Below are 14,889 nucleotides of genomic sequence, written 5' to 3'. Positions count from 1 at the left end.
GCTCGTGATCAGCGAAAACGCCAAGACCTAACGAAGCACTACTAGGAGCTGTCCGGTCGATCAGTGGTTGGTGCGCACGGTCACGGTGGTTGTCTGCGCGGTCCAACAACCTGCGCCCATGACCATCGAGGAGTACCTCTCGACGATTGACGCGTTGGCCGTGCAGCCGTTCCCGGAGGTGACCTATGCCGACGCCTCCGGGGGCGGTGGACCAGAGCATCATGTACGCGAACTGCAGGTCAGTCGGGACTTCTGGGATGACGACGACGGGCTGGCCTGGGTTGAGGCCGAAGCTGACCTGCGGGCCTGCCTCGACCACCTGGCAGCACGCCTGACGACCCGGTGGGGCAATGCGTTCCTCGTTGGCCTCGGACCGTATCTGAGTGCCGGTTGCGAGGGAGAGCCGGCGCCCCAGCCGCTCGACTACCTCAGCCAACAGGTCGTGAGCATGCAGGTGTGGCCGCTCCCCGATAGCGGCCGGTGGCTCGCGCTGGCGCTCGGCCAGGCCGACAAGGAGCTGCCACTCATCCTGTTTGCCGCAGTCGGCCGGGCTTCCGCACTCGACTTGAACGTGAGTGGCCGGTCATGAGCGGAGCCACACGATGACGGCTGCAGCTGAGACAGCGCCGAACACGTAGCCGCGCTTGTCATACCGCGTAGCCACCGCACGGAAGTTCTTGAGTCTGTTCACGGCTCGTTCGACGGTGCTGCGCTTCTTGTACCGCTCCTCGTCGAACCCCGGTGGCCGTCCGCCTCGTGATCCCTTGCGCAGGCGGGCAGCCCGGCTGTTGCCCTTCTCCGGCATCGTGTGCCTGATGCCGCGCCGCCGCAGGTGTTGACGGCATGGGCCATCGCGGTAGCCCTTGTCTGCTGCAACGCTGCCCGGCTTCTTGCGGGCCCGGCCCGAACCGCGACAACGGACGGCAGCGGCCGTCCGCGCTCAGGTGGATCTCGCTGGTGAAGCCGCCACGCGAACGCCCCAGGCCCTCGCCTCCTGCACCACCTCCACCAGCCGGTCGACGAGGCTTTGCCACGGAGCCTCGTCCTGGTGTTCCAGTGGCTCGCCCCCCTTTGGGGCAGCGAGGGCCGGTGGCGGGTCGGTGCGAGCTCCGGACGCGTGCTGGTGCGCGCGCACGATGGTGGAATCCACCGAGACATCCCAGTCGATCTCGCCCACCGCATCAGCCTCAGCCTGGACCTGCTCCAACAGCCGTTCCCAAGTACCGTCCGCAGACCAGAGCCGATGACGCTCATAGACCGTCTTCCACGGCCCGAACCGCTCCGACAGATCACCGCGCTTCCCCCGCCCCATACACGGGACAACGATCCGACCAGGCGACAGTCACTTGATCGGCCGGACAGCTCTAGCGCCACACGTCGGGATCGGCCGTGATCGCCAACTGGGCGGCCCGCAGGAACTGTTGAGTCTGCCGCTCGGCTCGTCTTCTCCCCGTCCCTGCCTGCCGCCATACGCTCGAGCATTTCGTGGTCCGCACGGAGGAAGTGCTCTTCCAGAGCGTCTGCGAACTCGGCGGGCGCTGCGCGGACGTCCTGGACAATCACCACGACGAGGCGTTCACGGGCATAACCCACGGTCCGCACCCACCATCCCAGCTGCCGTGCCGCACGACGCATCGCAGCCCGGACGAGGTCCATGCCTCCCAGCATCTGTGCGTCCGCGGGGTGGAGGTTGGCCTGCAACTCCCCGCCGTACCCGCCGGCCTCCGGCGGACAGGTCGCCCGAAGGACCGGCTTCGACGCCTCCGCCAGGGCTACGCAGCGCCGGTTCTTGGACAGCGGCGGCCGCTCGGCCGTCGCCGCCGTCGTTTGCGCCGTTGCCGTCGCTGCGGCGGTTGTCATCTGCGCTTCAGAACCCGCGCGCCTCGCCGGGCCGGGTGCTCCAAGGTTCTGCTGCAGAACGACAAGAGCCTGCCTCATGCCCTCCTGGTCGAGGCGGGCCGGAAGAAGTCCGGCCTCGCTGCAGGCGGTCACATGGGTCAGGGTCGTCTGGTAGGGCATGGGCTGCTCTGCGGCGAAAGCCCGTGCCGGACGCGTGCGGTGGGTACGACCGGACATCACGTTCCCATCAGGCCTGCTCTCACAGCAGATACATTCCACCGCACCATGTATCCGGCAGGCCGTGGACGCGAGGAATCGGATCCGAGCCGGGGTACATCATCGTGGTCCTGGCGGCGGCCCGGTTCACCCGAGGCGGTGGCCAAAGGGGTGGTGTGCGCCCGCAAACGCAAGACCCAGTATGCCAGCCCAGCCGCCTCCGGCACCGGGGATCCAGACCGGGCGTGAACGGCCGCCGTGACGAAAGCTGCCGGGTGCCACCGGCCCAGGAGAGCGGCTGTTGGGGCGAATCCCGTCCACACGGCAACAGCCGTGCAGGTCAGCAAGCGTTCAGTCCCCATACGTGGGGACAGCCCTGAGCCGTTCGTGCTCCGCCGCACCAGCGCCTGTCCAGTCCCTACGCGTGAGGGTCCCTCCGGGGCGATCCACGAGCACGGTGTGCCGGGCGGTGCCCAGTACCGCGTCAGGCAACGTTCGCCCTGTTGAGGAGCCACGCGAACACAGCCGCGCCGATGGGTACGGCGACGACGTAGCCGACGAGGAGACCGACGTCTGAGTCAGCAGACGCGGGGAGGGCCCAGTTCGCCACTGCAGCCACGAACAGTGTCACCGTTGCCAGCGCAAGGACGGCGGCAACAACGGCGAGCCGTCGGGGCGGTCCCGCACGGTACAGCTCAACCGCAGGCCAGACCGCAACCATGCTCGTGAAGAGCATGCCGAGACTGGGGTCGGGCTGCCACCCGAACGGCCACGCCAACAGGGTGCCGATCCCGAAGAAAGCGAGGCCGACGAGTTCCAGCAAGACGGTCTCCACCACCAGGTCCCACGGACGTTGCCGGATCGAGCCGTTCCTGCTGTCCTTCTCATCGGCCACGTCGGCACAGTACCCACCGGCAGGGCGGATGTTGCCTGTTGCGGCACTTGGAGCTGTCTGACGAATGATCAACCTCATGCCGGCCTGGGGCGGTAGGCAATGGCCTTGCCGTGGCGGTCACGGCCAGCGATGCTTGGCCGATGCCGGGGCAGCGCAGGAGAAGCCGTCAGCGCAAGGACGAGATACGGCGGGTTGCTGACCGCTTCGCGCCGGAGGCAGGCCGCTGGGAAGTGCTTTTCGAGACCCGGGATGAGCCCGAGTGGCGCGAGCACATTCGCCGCCTCCGGGCATCGGACACGCAGATCGACTGGTCCGCAGCGCGGATGGACACCCTCTGCGGGCGCCTGATGCAGCCGACTACGTACCGGCTGAGCCTCTTCGTGCGGGACAAGGCGCCTGATCCGGGCAAGTACTCCTCTGGCAATTGATCTTGTGGCTGGTCGGGGTGAATTGACGGATGCGGCGTGGGAGCGCGTAGAGCCCTTGCTGCCGCAGGTGGACGGGCGTGGTCGTCCGTGGCGTGATCACCGGCAGGTGGTCAATGGTGTGTTGTGGCGGTTGCGGACCGGGGCTGTGTGGCGTGATCTGCCCGAGCGGTACGGGCCTTGGCAGACCGTCTACGAGCGTTTCGCCCGCTGGGAGGCAGGCGGGACCTGGGCGAAGCTCCTGGAGCACGTCCAGGTCCGCGACGGCGCGGTGGGCCGGGTGGAGTGGACCGTATCGGTCGACTCCACGATCAACCGGGCTCACCAGCACGCGGCCGGCGCCCGCGAAAAGGGGCCGAGGACGGGGACGAACTGGAAGACTCGGGCCGCTCGCAAACGCGCCAGACCCTCGGCCGGCCCCGAGGAGCAGATGCCGTGCAGTGCGGAGAAGGCGATCGCCTGGTATCGGGCCGGCTGGGCAACACCGCGTACGAGGGCTGGTGCGAGAAGGCCGCCCGCACCGCCTGCGGCTGCCCACCGAAGCACCCGTCCGCGATCGCCCACCGAACCGCAGCGGACCCGGGCACACCACCGGAGTCGGCGGGCACATTGGCCACGCCACCAGTGTCCGGTACTACCCCGCCACTGCCTCGGATGGATTCCCGGCGGATGCGCCTGACCTGTCGGGCCTGGGCGCCCGCAGGCGGGTGCCCAGGTGTTCTGTCCATGGACGTTGGTGACGGGGTCGGGTCGACCGGCGAACCGGCATGGCGGTGTTGTTGCTCGCCATTGCCCCGGGCCGGGGCTGTTTCGCTAACTGCGCCGACCTGGGGTAAGTGAGTGGAGTCCGGTGTCGATGAGTTGGGCTGCGCGTTGGACGTCGGCGCTGACCGCGTCGTGCAGTTCCTCCGGGGTCCGGGCGAGGTTCAGGTGCTTGCGCAGTGCCCGGAACTGGACGGGCCACAGGGCGAGCAGGGCCGTCGCGGCGACCTGCGGTTCGGGGTCGTCCGGGCTCATTCCGGCGCGCCGGGCCAGGACTTCGGCGGCTACGGCGACTTGCTGGTCTGCCGTGTCACGCTGATAGGCCCGCAGAGACGGGGTGGATCTGATCAGCATGCCGAAGCGCAGAAGCATGGCCTTGGCCTCGGCCGGGTCGCTCTGCGCGCTCAGCCACGCCGTGATGTTCGCCAGCTCGCCGGAGAGGATCCTCAGCGTCGCGTCGACCGGCGACAGGTCTGGATCGGCCAGGGTGGTTCGCAAGGAGTTCAAGGTGGCCTCGCCCAGGTCAAGGACGAGAGACTCCTTGGTCGGGAAGTAGTTGAACACCGTCTTCTCCGAGACCCCGCACGCTTCTGCGACCTCGGCGACCCGTACGGCGTCGAAGCCCCGTTCCATGAACATCTCGGTGGCTGTGTCGGACAGCTGCCGTCGCAGAAGCCTCTTCTTGCGCTCCCGCAGCCCCTCGACGGCGGGTTCCTCGTCGCGCGGCCGCAGGGCCGTCCAGTCCACGGTGCGCATGGTCATCACCGAAGCATAGTCCAGTCCCTAAATATTTTCTGCTACTGTAAATTTACAGCCACTGAAGATTAATGTCGGGCTTGACGCCTGCATGCGAAAGGAGACCCTCCATGAGCGTCATCCACATCGTCCGCGACTACCCGCACCCGCAGCAGAAGGTCTGGCGAGCGGTCACCGATCCGGAGCTGATTCCCCTGTGGACGGCTACCGGCGCCGGCGCTCGGCCCGAGGGTTTCGCCACCGCGATCGGCACCACGTTCAGGTTCGTCGCGAAGCCCAAGCCCGGCTGGAGCGGTGTCGTGGTGTGCGAGGTGTTGGAGGTCCGCGAGCCTTCGCTGCTGCGCTACTCGTGGCAGGACGAAAGCGGTGGCGAGGTGACCGAGGTCGCCTACCGGCTCGAACCGCACGGCAGCGGAACGACCTTCACCTACGACCACACCGGCTTCACCGGCGCCGGAGGCTTCTTCATGGCCAAACTCCTTGGCGCCGTCCGCACCAAGATGCTCACCAAGGGCCTGCCCGCAGTGCTGAACGACCTCGACGACCAAGGCAACCTGCGACCGGCGAGCCCCCTCGGCCCCAAGCGGCTCTAGCAGGGCCGGCACGAGAACTCACTGAACAGCGGGCACATCCGAACCTGCGCGACGTCGGCGCCCACCGCGGCTGCCCAGCAGACAACGCCGGGGCACTGCCCCTCCTCCCCCACGTCCTGCCGGCCACCTGGCAGCAGCGCAACGTCAACACCCTGACCGTGGACGGCTACTCCGCTGACCCTGGACACCGACCAGGTCACGATCGCCCACGAAACACTGCTGCCCCCTGAAGCAACTGCGCCTGACCGTCGTTGCCCTCTCGGTACTGCTCGTGCGGCGCCGGGATGCCGGGCAGCGTGCCGAGCGGTCAGCGTCTGTGCTCCGGGCGACACGACCAGCCGGTGGGCCGGAGCAGGACCCGTGACTGCGGATGACGCCGAACCCGTGCTCCCCGGTCGGTTCGGGAAGTGCGGGAAAGTCCCGTTGTCAGTGGTGGGAGGCATGATGCCGGTCATGACGACACCAGTAGCAGAGATCGTGGATACCGTCGCCTACGCGCAGGCGGTCGAGGAGGCCGTCGGGGCGGCGGCCGCGTACTACGCGGGCGGCACGTCGCCGCTGGACGACGACGCCTACGACCGGCTGGTGCGCTCGATCGCCGCGTACGAGGCCGTTCACCCCGAGCAGGTGCTGCCCGGCTCCCCCACCGGGAAGGTGGCCGGCGGCGCGGTGGGGGGCGATGTCCCGCACACGGTGGCGATGCTGAGCCTGGACAACGTGTTCTCCCCGGAGGAGTTCACCGCCTGGACCGCCTCCCTTGCCCGTCGTGTCGGCCACGAGGTCGCCCGCTTCCACGTCGGGCCGAAGCTGGACGGCCTCGCGATCGCCGCCCGCTACACCGAGGGCCGGCTCTCCCGGCTGATCACCCGCGGGGACGGGACGGCCGGGGAGGACGTCTCGCACGCGATCGGCATCATCGAGGGACTGCCGGAGCAGCTGGCCGAGCCGGTCACCGTGGAGGTGCGCGGCGAAGTCCTCATGACCAGCGCCCAGTTCGAGTACGCCAACGAGGTGCGCACCGAGCACGGCGGGCTGCCGTTCGCGAACCCGCGCAACGCCGCGGCGGGCACGCTGCGGGCCAGGGAACGCCTCTACACGGTGCCGATGACGTTCTTCGGCTACGGGCTCCTCCCCCTGCCCGGCACCGACCCGGTGCTCGCCGAGCGGCTGACCGCGTCCGCGCACAGCGACCTGATGGACCTGGTCGCCGAGCTCGGCGTGCACACCAGTGCCCGTACCGACGTTCCGGACGCCGTCGTCGAATCCGTGGAGCAGGTCCTCGCCCGGGTGCAGGAGATCGGCGCGGTCCGTGCCGGGCTGCCGTTCGGGATCGACGGCATCGTCATCAAGGCCGACTTCGCCGCCGACCAGCAGGCCGCAGGCTCCGGCTCCCGCGCGCCCAGATGGGCGATCGCCTACAAGCTCCCGGCCGTGGAGAAGATCACCCGGCTGCTGGCCGTGGAGTGGAACGTCGGCCGCACCGGGATCATCGCCCCGCGCGGCGTCCTCGAACCGGTCGTCATCGACGGCTCCACGATCACCTACGCCACCCTGCACAACCCGGCCGACATCACCCGCCGCGACCTGCGCCTGGGCGACCAGGTCATGGTCTACCGCGCCGGCGACGTCATCCCCCGCATCCAGGCCCCGGCCGCGCACCTGCGCACCGGCGACGAGCAGCCCATTGCGTTCCCGGAGGCCTGCCCGCGCTGCGGATCGGACATCGACAGGAGCGAGGAACGCTGGCGGTGCACGCAGGGCCGCAACTGCCACCTGGTCGCCTCCCTCTCCTACGCCGCCGGCCGCGACCAGCTCGACATCGAAGGCCTCGGCACCACCCGCGTCGTCCAGCTCGTCGAAACCGGCCTCGTCACCGACCTCGCCGACCTGTTCACCCTCACCCGCGAGCAACTGCTCGGCCTGGAGAGGATGGGCGAGACCAGTACCGACAACCTGCTTGCCGCGATCGCGGTGGCCAAACTGCAGCCGCTGTCGCGGGTGCTGTGCGCACTCGGGGTACGCGGCACCGGGCGGTCCATGTCCCGCCGTATCGCACGCCACTTCGCCACCATGGACTTGATCCGTGCCGCCGACACCGAGGCGATGCAGCAGGTCGACGGCATCGGGGTGGAGAAGGCCCCCTCGATCGTCGCGGAACTGTCCGAACTCGCCCCGCTCATCGACAAACTCGCCGCCGCGGGCGTCAACATGACCGAGCCCGGCGCCACCCCGCCCGCCTCCGCCTCCGCCTCCGCCGACGAGGTGAGCACCGACGGCGAAACGCCCGCGGCCGCCGCGGAGGCGGGTCCGCTGGCCGGGATGACCGTCGTCGTCACCGGCGCGATGACCGGAGCCCTGGAGCGGCTGTCCCGCAACGAGATGAACGAACTCATCGAACACGCCGGCGGCCGCTCCTCCTCCAGCGTCTCCAAGAAGACCACCCTCGTCGTCGCCGGCGAGAACGCCGGCTCCAAGCGGGCCAAGGCCGAACAACTCGGCATCCGGCTCGCCTCACCCGACGAATTCGCCGCCCTGGTCGCCGACTACCTCAATTGAAGCCCCGGCACAGCATGTTCTGCAGCTCACAACGGCTTGCACGACCTGAGCGGGAACAAAGCGGCGGTGGTTGACCGTTCATCTGTATGTGACCGCGGAGGGGACAGTGTCCCCGGGCCTCACCTATAGCCCATGGGGACGATCGTCCGGCTGAAGCCCCATGGAGCCTGCCGCCGAGAGGCGACCGCCCTCCGCAGGTCACCACCCGGCCCCGGCTGGTCTCCCCCGTCCAGCCGGGGCCTTGGCCTTGTCGCGGGGCATCAGCCGCAGGGCCGGGCGCGCCGCGATTCAGAGCAGAGGTTGGGGTTACGTACGTAGGCAGCGCGGTCCCTGCCCGGCACCCGTCCTGCAAGACGTCGTCGGCCCTGCTCGTACCGGAGATGCACCGGACCGCGAGCCATCCAGCTGCTCGACGAGCGGGAGTCGACCAAGCATCCGTACTCCCTGTCACGAACAGCCACTCTCACCAGGAGTGTCGGCCGCAAGCAGGCATGCCAGCCCGCGAGAGGCAGCCAGGTCAGGACTGGGCGGCCTGGAACGCGAGATACCGGCTGAAGGCTTCGTGGCTGTCGGGAGTGAAGTGCCACTCCCGCAGGGCCGACCGCAGCTCCGGCTCGGTCAGCCAGCCATGCCAGGCGACCTCGTCGGGATCGGCGGCCACCGTGTCCGGCACCGCGGCTTCGTGCACGCCGAGCCAGTGAGGGCTCAAACCGCTGCGGTTGAGGAACGTGAACAGCAGGCCCGGCAGCACACGAACGCCCAGCTCTTCGGCCAGCTCCCGCGCAGCGGCCTGTTCATAGGACTCGCCGACATCCACGGCGCCACCGACCAGGACCTCATGGAGCCCGGGGAAGCGCGACAGCTGCTCCGACCGCCGGTGGACGAGGATCCGCCCGCGCTCGTCACGGCACACCGTCACGGCGACCCGGTGCAGCCACCCCTCCCGGATGGCCTGCCGGCGGCTGACCACCACCCCCAGCGCACGATCCTGATCGTCGACACGCTCCACCAATTCGTCCACGACGCACACCCTGGCAGAGCCCACCGACAACGCCGCTTCCCGGCTGCCCGCGGAACCGGACCACGTATGTCCGAGGGGAGTCTCGGACATACGGGCACCGGCCTCGGATGGTCACTGGTCGGGGCACGGCTCAGCCAAGGTAGAAGTCCCTGCGGGCCTTCACGAAGGTCTCGATCGACTGCGGGGGGATGCCCGTCACGCGCTCGACGCCGTCGGTCGTGCGGTCGTAGCGGTTGTCGCGGTGCAGCTTGGCCATGGTGATGATGTGCTGGACGACGTGCGGCGGCAGGCCCAGCTTCGGGAGCTGTACCTCCCACCTCTGCGGGGGCACGTCAACGTAGGAGACCTCGCGGCCCAGCGCCCGGGAGAAATCCGCTGCCAGTTCCGCCATGTCGACCGAGCTCGGCCCGGTCAGCTCGTAGACCTGCCCGATGTGCGGAGCCGGGTCGCGGAGCACGGCGGCGAGGACCCGTGCGACGTCGTCCCCGGCGACCGGTGAGGTGCGTCCGCTGCCGAACGGCAGGGCGATCGTGCTGTTCTCCTTGATCGTCCGGGCCGCCAGGTCGGTGAACAGCGGAGTGTCCAGGAACACCGTCGGCCGGATGTGCACCACGGGCAGGCCGGACCAGTCCAGCACCTGCTCCGTCAGCCAGTGCAGCCGTTGCTGGTGGGACTCCTCCGTGCTGGTGGCGGTCATCTGCGAGACGGTCATCTGCGACAGGTCGACCAGGGCTTCCAGCTGTCCGTACTCCCTTGCCACGGAGGCCACCACGGTGGCCGCCAGCAGGTGATGCGGCGACACGGCCATCCCGAAGTACATGCGCGTCACGCCCTGCAGTGCGGCCGCCACCGTTTCGGGCCGGGTCAGGTCGCCGACGACCACCTCCGCGCCGAGCGCCCGCAGTTCGGCCGCGCGCTCGTCCTCGCTGCGCACCATGAAGCGCACGGGTACGTCCTGAGCACGCAGTTGCTCGAAGACCGTACGGCCCACGCCGCCGGCACCGGGGATGAGCACAAGGTTGCTGGTGACCAACGGTGGATCTCCTTCGCATGAGGTGAGTGTCGGAGTCGGGGTGTGATCGGACCGGTGGGCGACGCGGCACGGGCCTCGTCCCCGCGAGAGCGTTCTTCGGGGGTTGTCTCGACCATCGCCTCGGGCGGTCGGGCGGGACGGCCCGGGCCGGGCGGTCGCCTGCGCTGTGTCGCGGGCTGACGGGGGGTCACCGCTGGGCTTCCACGGTCTGGCGCCCGGATCTGTCGGCGCCGGCCGCCGCGGCGGCCTTGCCCGGCAGGAAGACCAGCACGACGGCGGCGCCCAGCAGGGCGACGGCCGCGGAACCTGTGGCGGCGATGTGCATGGCGTGGATGAAGGCGTCGTTCGCGGGCCGCACCAGCGCTCTGCCGGCCGGTCCCAGCTTCTCCGCGACGGCCAGGGTCGCCTGGACGGATTCGCCTGCGGCGGGCCGGTCGGAGGGCGGCAGCATGCCCAGGTGGCCGTTGATGCCGTTGCGGTAGCTGGTGGACAGCAAGGATCCCAGCACGGCGACGCCCATCGCCCCGCCGACCTGCCGGAAGGTGTTGTTGATCGCGGATCCGGAGCCGGCCTTCTCCCGCGGCAACGACGACATGATCACGACCGTCGCGGGCGGCATCACGTGGGCCATCCCCATGCCCATCAGGAAAAACAGCACTTCCAGCACCCAGATGGGAGTGCTCTGGCCGAGAAGCAGGAAGCCGACGAAGGCCGCGGCGGTCAGGACCAGGCCGGTGGCACACACGGCTCGGGCACCGAAGCGGCCCACGACCAGCCTCGCGCGCGGGGCGAAGAACATCTGAGAGGCGGCCAGTGGCAGCACGAGCAGCCCGGATTGCAGGACGCTGTAGCCCCGGACGCTCTGGTTGTAGAAGACGCTGAAGAACGTGACCCCCATGAGGGCGAAGAAGACCAGCCCGACGGCGGCGACGGACGCGGAGAAGCGCCGGTTGCGGAAGTACGTGACGTCGAGGGCCGGGTGGTCGCTGCGGGCCTCGTGGACCACGAAGCAGGCGAGGACCGCCAAGCCGGCGAGGATCGTCGTCCAGGACTCGGGCCGGGTGAAGTCGCCGTACTGGCCGCCTTTGATGATGCCGTAGACCAGCAGGGCCAGACCGATGATCGACAGCAGTACGCCGAGCGGGTCGAGCCTGCCCGGCTCGGGGTCCTTGGAGTCGGGGACGATCGCGGCCATCGCGGCCATCGCCGCGATCACGATCGGCACGTTGACCAGGAAGACCGAGCCCCACCAGAAGTGCTCCAGCAGGATGCCGCCGGTGATGGGGCCAAGAGCGATGGCGAAGCCGACCACACCGGTCCAGATCCCGATGGCCTTGGGCTGCTCCTCGCGCTCGAAGACGTTCATGATGATCGCGAGCGTGGCGGGCAGGATGAACGCGCCGCCGAAGCCCATCACGGCCCGGAAGGCGATGAGCTGCCCGGAGGACTCCGACATCGCGGAGAGCACGGAGCCCACGCCGAACACCAGCATGCCGAGGAGCAGCACCTTCTTGCGGCCGAGGCGGTCACCGAGCAGGCCGGCGGTGAACAGCAGTCCGGCGAAGACCAGCGTGTAGGAGTTCACCGCCCACTCCAGCTGGCTCTGGGTGGACCCGAGACCGGTGGGAGCGGGCTGGGCGATGGTCTTCATCGCCACGTTGAGGATCGAGTTGTCCAGCATCACCACCAGGAGGCTGGACAGGAGCACGGTCAAGATCGCCCAGCGTCGGCGGTGTATCGCCTCGGGAACCTTCCCTCCCTGGCTCGGTGGCGCGGGTGGCATGGACGCGGCGGGCGTCGAGGACTCGGTGGGGCCGGGCGGTGGTGACACAGGAGTTCTCCAGTGCTGTCAGTGACGATGAGATTTCGGAGCGGATCACGCGGGCCTCGGACGGTGGAGGCGGCGGCAGGCCCTGCTCTCCCCGGCCGGCGATCCAGCCCATTAGATGTTGGATGGAATCCAATCGAGGGGTAGGATAGATGTCAAACGAAATCCATTGGAGGAGAGTGATCCCATGGGGCGCGTGTCCCAGGCGCAGGCACAGGAGAACCGGCAGCGCGTCGTCGCAACCGCCTCCCGGATGTTCCGCGAGAAGGGCACCGCGGTGAGCGTCGCCGACCTGATGAAGGCCGCGGGGCTCACTCATGGCGGGTTCTACAAGCAGTTCGCATCGAAGGAAGACCTCGTCGATGAGGCCATCGCGCACGCCTTCGAGAATCCGGCGCCCCACTCTGCGGCCGCGGCAGTCACACCGGAGGAGGGCGAGGACCACGAGGCCGCCCGCCAGGCGATGATCGACGACTACCTCTCGATCTGGCACCGCGATCACGCCGCAGACGGCTGCCCGGTCTCCGGATTCGCCGCCGACCTCGGGCGCGAGCCCGACCAGGCCGCCGGCGCCCGCGAGGTCTACGTCAACGGGGTACGCAACCGCGCCGCCCGGCTGGCCACGAGCGATGACGACGGCCTGGCCCAGTTCTGCACCCTGGTCGGCACCCTCGCCCTCGCCCGCGCCACCCGCGGCAACCCGCTCTCCGAAGAACTCCTGCAGGCCGCACGCACAGCTCTGACCGGGAGCGGCACCAAGGGGACCTGAGGGGCCGGTTCGGGGGCCGGCTCTCCTGGCCACCAGCAGGTGAGGATCCCGGCGTCGGCGGCGGCGTCCCGCTCTCGGACGAAATACCCCCTCGATGGCGCCGGGGACGGCGGCACCGGAGGGCACCACCGGCGCACGCATCTTCGTCCGGCTGGTCCCGCTGACCGAGGTGCTGCCCGGTATCCACCGCGCCGAAGAAGTCCTGCACATGGTGCTGGGTCGCTCGGGTGGGAGCGCGTCATGGTCGCGTAGGTATCAGTGCGGCCGGTGTTTGCGCAGCCGGGCCGGCAGTCCCACTGCCGGGGCACCACCGCGGATCACCCGCAGTACGGGCGACGGCCCCGGGGGCCTGTCGGCCTCGGTCGGCGCCGCCGGGAGGGCAGAATCGGGAGCGGAGCCCATCCGCGCGCCCGTCGCACGTTGCGCGGACGGGCCGTCCGCGCCCTCGCCGCCGCAGGTCTCACGGTCCGCCTACGAGGTCCTCGTAGGCGGACATGGCCCGGTGGCCCAGCTTCTCCTCGACGGACTTCACGACCTCAAGGGCCCCCTGGTCCAGCAGCTCCGGGTCCAGCACTTCGAAGAGGCGGTCTTGGTCGAGCGACAGACGCAGCCGTTGCCCGGGCAGATCTCGCAGGGCCCGGCCGATGCGCCGTTGCGCGGGCTGGGGTGCTGCCAAGGCGCTCACCCTGCGCTTCCGGGGTTCTCCAGATGCCTCAGAGTGTGTTGTTTCCCTGCTGCACACGGGTTCGTCGCCATGGGCCACGAGACGCACGCCGTTCGCAGCAGCATGGCCATCCGCCTCTCACTGTGTTTCGAGGGCTGCAGGTGTACCTCGAAGATCAATGTATCGGACATAAATCGAACATCGTGAGGTGGGCGTGGACTGCCCTTGACGTTCGAGCCCGTGTGAATTTTCGAGATGGATGACATCGAGTCGTTCCGACTGACACCGACACGTGCGCCGTCAGTCAGGAACGGCCCTTGTGGCCCTGGCCTCGTCGTCCGAACATGGTCGCGGCATGATTTCCGCTGTGCATGAAGACGAGAAGGCGCGCGGGAGCGCGCCCTACGCGCTGACCGAGACGGAGCACGGCCGTGTCTGGGGCGTCTGCGCCGAGGTGGAGGGGCTGTTCGGAGAATCCCAGCGCGGGACGTACGAGCTGTTCGGCTGGGTTCCGGAGGGATCCGGCGTGCCCGCTTGGGCCGGCAGCAGGGTGTGGCTGGTGCCGGAGGACGAGGCATTCGATGCCTGGCTGCTGGAGGACGCGGAGAGTTTGGGGCAGCTCCCCGGGACGGACGGTCTGGTGCTCACCGGCCTGGACGACTACGAAGGTCCGCCCGAGGGGTACAGGGGTCGCGTTCGCGTGCACGACGGGCATCGCTGGCTGGGCTCCTGCCGGGAATTCACCCGCGTCCTGTCGCCCGACCAGATGCCTGCACCCATTGTCCTGCGAGGGCTTGCGCAGAGTGATCGGCTCAGGACGGCATTGACGAAGGGCACCCGGCGGGCGCTGGATCTGGAGGAGGCCGCGCTGGAGATGCGGGACGGCCAAGGCGAGCTGCTCACCGATCGGCTGCTGTGGGCCACGATCAGGGCCTGGCGCCCATCGTCCTGCGGGGCGGACCTGATCGACCTTGAGCTCGACGGAGGCCGCTTCACACCGGTCCCCGAATACGCTCGGCCGATCTGGGAGCGGTGGCTCGCTGGACCACCGGCCGCCGTGAACACCTGGGCCGGCCTCGACACCCGCCGCCGCGGGGCCTGGCATGACCTTGTGCGCGAGCGGGCCTGTCGACGATCCCACCGCGACCGGCCAGCCGGCCACGCCTACGAACTCGACGGCCGGTACATCACCGACGAACCAGCTCTCTATCTGGCGCTCGGCGAGGCGGTCAACGGACCCGGCGGCTACTTCGGCGGCTGCCTCGCGGCCCTCGACGATTGCCTGCGCGGCACCTTCGGATACACCGCCCCCGCCGCCTTGCTCTGGCGAGACGCCGCGACCGCGCGCGAGCACCTGTCCCACGCCCTCACACCGGACGGCCAGCCCTACGACCTGTTCACCGCAGTCCTTGAAACCCTGGCCGAGGGTGGCATGGACGTCACCTTGGCATGAACTGCTGTCCGATCGGTGCCTTCGACCCTGCCCGTCCCCCTCCTCCCTCTGACGCTTGTTCCGCGCAAGCTGCCGCCTC

General features: G+C 69.2%; 12 protein-coding genes and 2 pseudogenes. 7 read left to right on the top strand and 7 right to left on the bottom strand.

From position 1 onward, the window contains the following. The first annotated feature begins 118 nt into the window (after window positions 1-118). Window positions 119-589, top strand: a complete 471-nt coding sequence (locus ABZ887_RS32355) for a hypothetical protein (RefSeq protein ID WP_361297065.1) — start codon at window positions 119-121, stop codon at window positions 587-589. Here ABZ887_RS32355 and ABZ887_RS32350 read toward each other — a convergent pair. Both ABZ887_RS32350 and ABZ887_RS32345 read right to left on the bottom strand, forming a co-directional pair. Beyond that, a pseudogene (locus tag ABZ887_RS32350) lies at window positions 584-1,291 on the bottom strand (transposase); the annotation flags it as partial. The gene ABZ887_RS32355 and the pseudogene ABZ887_RS32350 sit on opposite strands and share 6 nt — an antisense overlap. Before the next feature lie 1,248 nt (window positions 1,292-2,539). Further along, on the bottom strand, window positions 2,540-2,950 hold the full coding sequence (locus tag ABZ887_RS32345) for a hypothetical protein (protein ID WP_361297062.1): 411 nt from the start codon (window positions 2,948-2,950) through the stop codon (window positions 2,540-2,542). A 110-nt stretch (window positions 2,951-3,060) separates the two neighbouring features. On the opposite strand from ABZ887_RS32345, the gene ABZ887_RS32340 reads away from it, so the two are divergent. Next, window positions 3,061-3,378 (top strand): hypothetical protein, encoded by a 318-nt coding sequence (locus ABZ887_RS32340; protein ID WP_361297059.1) that lies wholly within the window; start codon window positions 3,061-3,063, stop codon window positions 3,376-3,378. 4 nt (window positions 3,379-3,382) lie between these two features. Further along, window positions 3,383-3,801, top strand: a pseudogene (locus ABZ887_RS32335) (IS5 family transposase); the annotation flags it as partial. 387 nt (window positions 3,802-4,188) lie between these two features. On the opposite strand, the gene ABZ887_RS32330 reads toward ABZ887_RS32335, so the two are convergent. Further along, window positions 4,189-4,899, bottom strand: a complete 711-nt coding sequence (locus ABZ887_RS32330; protein WP_361297056.1) for a TetR family transcriptional regulator — start codon at window positions 4,897-4,899, stop codon at window positions 4,189-4,191. Window positions 4,900-5,003: 104 nt separating this feature from the next. Between ABZ887_RS32330 and ABZ887_RS32325 the strand changes: the two genes are divergently transcribed. Together ABZ887_RS32325 and ligA are read left to right on the top strand one after the other, a co-directional pair. After that, on the top strand, window positions 5,004-5,486 hold the full coding sequence (locus tag ABZ887_RS32325) for an SRPBCC domain-containing protein (RefSeq protein ID WP_361297053.1): 483 nt from the start codon (window positions 5,004-5,006) through the stop codon (window positions 5,484-5,486). Window positions 5,487-5,939: 453 nt separating this feature from the next. Beyond that, window positions 5,940-8,042 carry an NAD-dependent DNA ligase LigA gene (ligA, locus tag ABZ887_RS32320; protein WP_361297050.1) on the top strand — a complete coding sequence of 701 codons (2,103 nt, stop codon included), beginning with the start codon at window positions 5,940-5,942 and terminating at the stop codon, window positions 8,040-8,042. Between the two features lie 517 nt (window positions 8,043-8,559). Here the strand turns inward: ligA and ABZ887_RS32315 are convergent. The 3 genes from ABZ887_RS32315 to ABZ887_RS32305 form a co-directional block, all read right to left on the bottom strand. After that, entirely contained in the window at window positions 8,560-9,072 is a 513-nt protein-coding gene (locus ABZ887_RS32315) for an NUDIX domain-containing protein (RefSeq protein ID WP_361297115.1), read from the bottom strand. 121 nt (window positions 9,073-9,193) lie between these two features. Next, window positions 9,194-10,096: an NmrA family NAD(P)-binding protein gene (locus tag ABZ887_RS32310; RefSeq protein WP_361297047.1), complete on the bottom strand. Its 903-nt coding sequence runs from the start codon at window positions 10,094-10,096 to the stop codon at window positions 9,194-9,196. Between the two features lie 187 nt (window positions 10,097-10,283). Beyond that, window positions 10,284-11,879 (bottom strand): MFS transporter, encoded by a 1,596-nt coding sequence (locus ABZ887_RS32305; RefSeq protein WP_361297112.1) that lies wholly within the window; start codon window positions 11,877-11,879, stop codon window positions 10,284-10,286. Between the two features lie 232 nt (window positions 11,880-12,111). Between ABZ887_RS32305 and ABZ887_RS32300 the strand changes: the two genes are divergently transcribed. After that, window positions 12,112-12,693, top strand: a complete 582-nt coding sequence (locus ABZ887_RS32300) for a TetR family transcriptional regulator (RefSeq protein WP_361297044.1) — start codon at window positions 12,112-12,114, stop codon at window positions 12,691-12,693. Window positions 12,694-13,153: 460 nt separating this feature from the next. On the opposite strand, the gene ABZ887_RS32295 is transcribed toward ABZ887_RS32300, so the two are convergent. Beyond that, window positions 13,154-13,369: a hypothetical protein gene (locus ABZ887_RS32295; protein WP_361297041.1), complete on the bottom strand. Its 216-nt coding sequence runs from the start codon at window positions 13,367-13,369 to the stop codon at window positions 13,154-13,156. A gap of 343 nt (window positions 13,370-13,712) precedes the next feature. Between ABZ887_RS32295 and ABZ887_RS32290 the strand changes: the two genes are divergently transcribed. Further along, entirely contained in the window at window positions 13,713-14,810 is a 1,098-nt protein-coding gene (locus ABZ887_RS32290) for a barstar family protein (RefSeq protein WP_361297038.1), read from the top strand. Window positions 14,811-14,889: the final 79 nt, after the last annotated feature.

The organism is Streptomyces sp. NPDC047061, assembly GCF_040643955.1.
GTDB lineage: Bacteria > Actinomycetota > Actinomycetes > Streptomycetales > Streptomycetaceae > Streptomyces.
The sequence above is the reverse complement of the archived record's forward strand: the minus strand, read 5'-3'. Positions and strand labels throughout refer to the sequence as shown.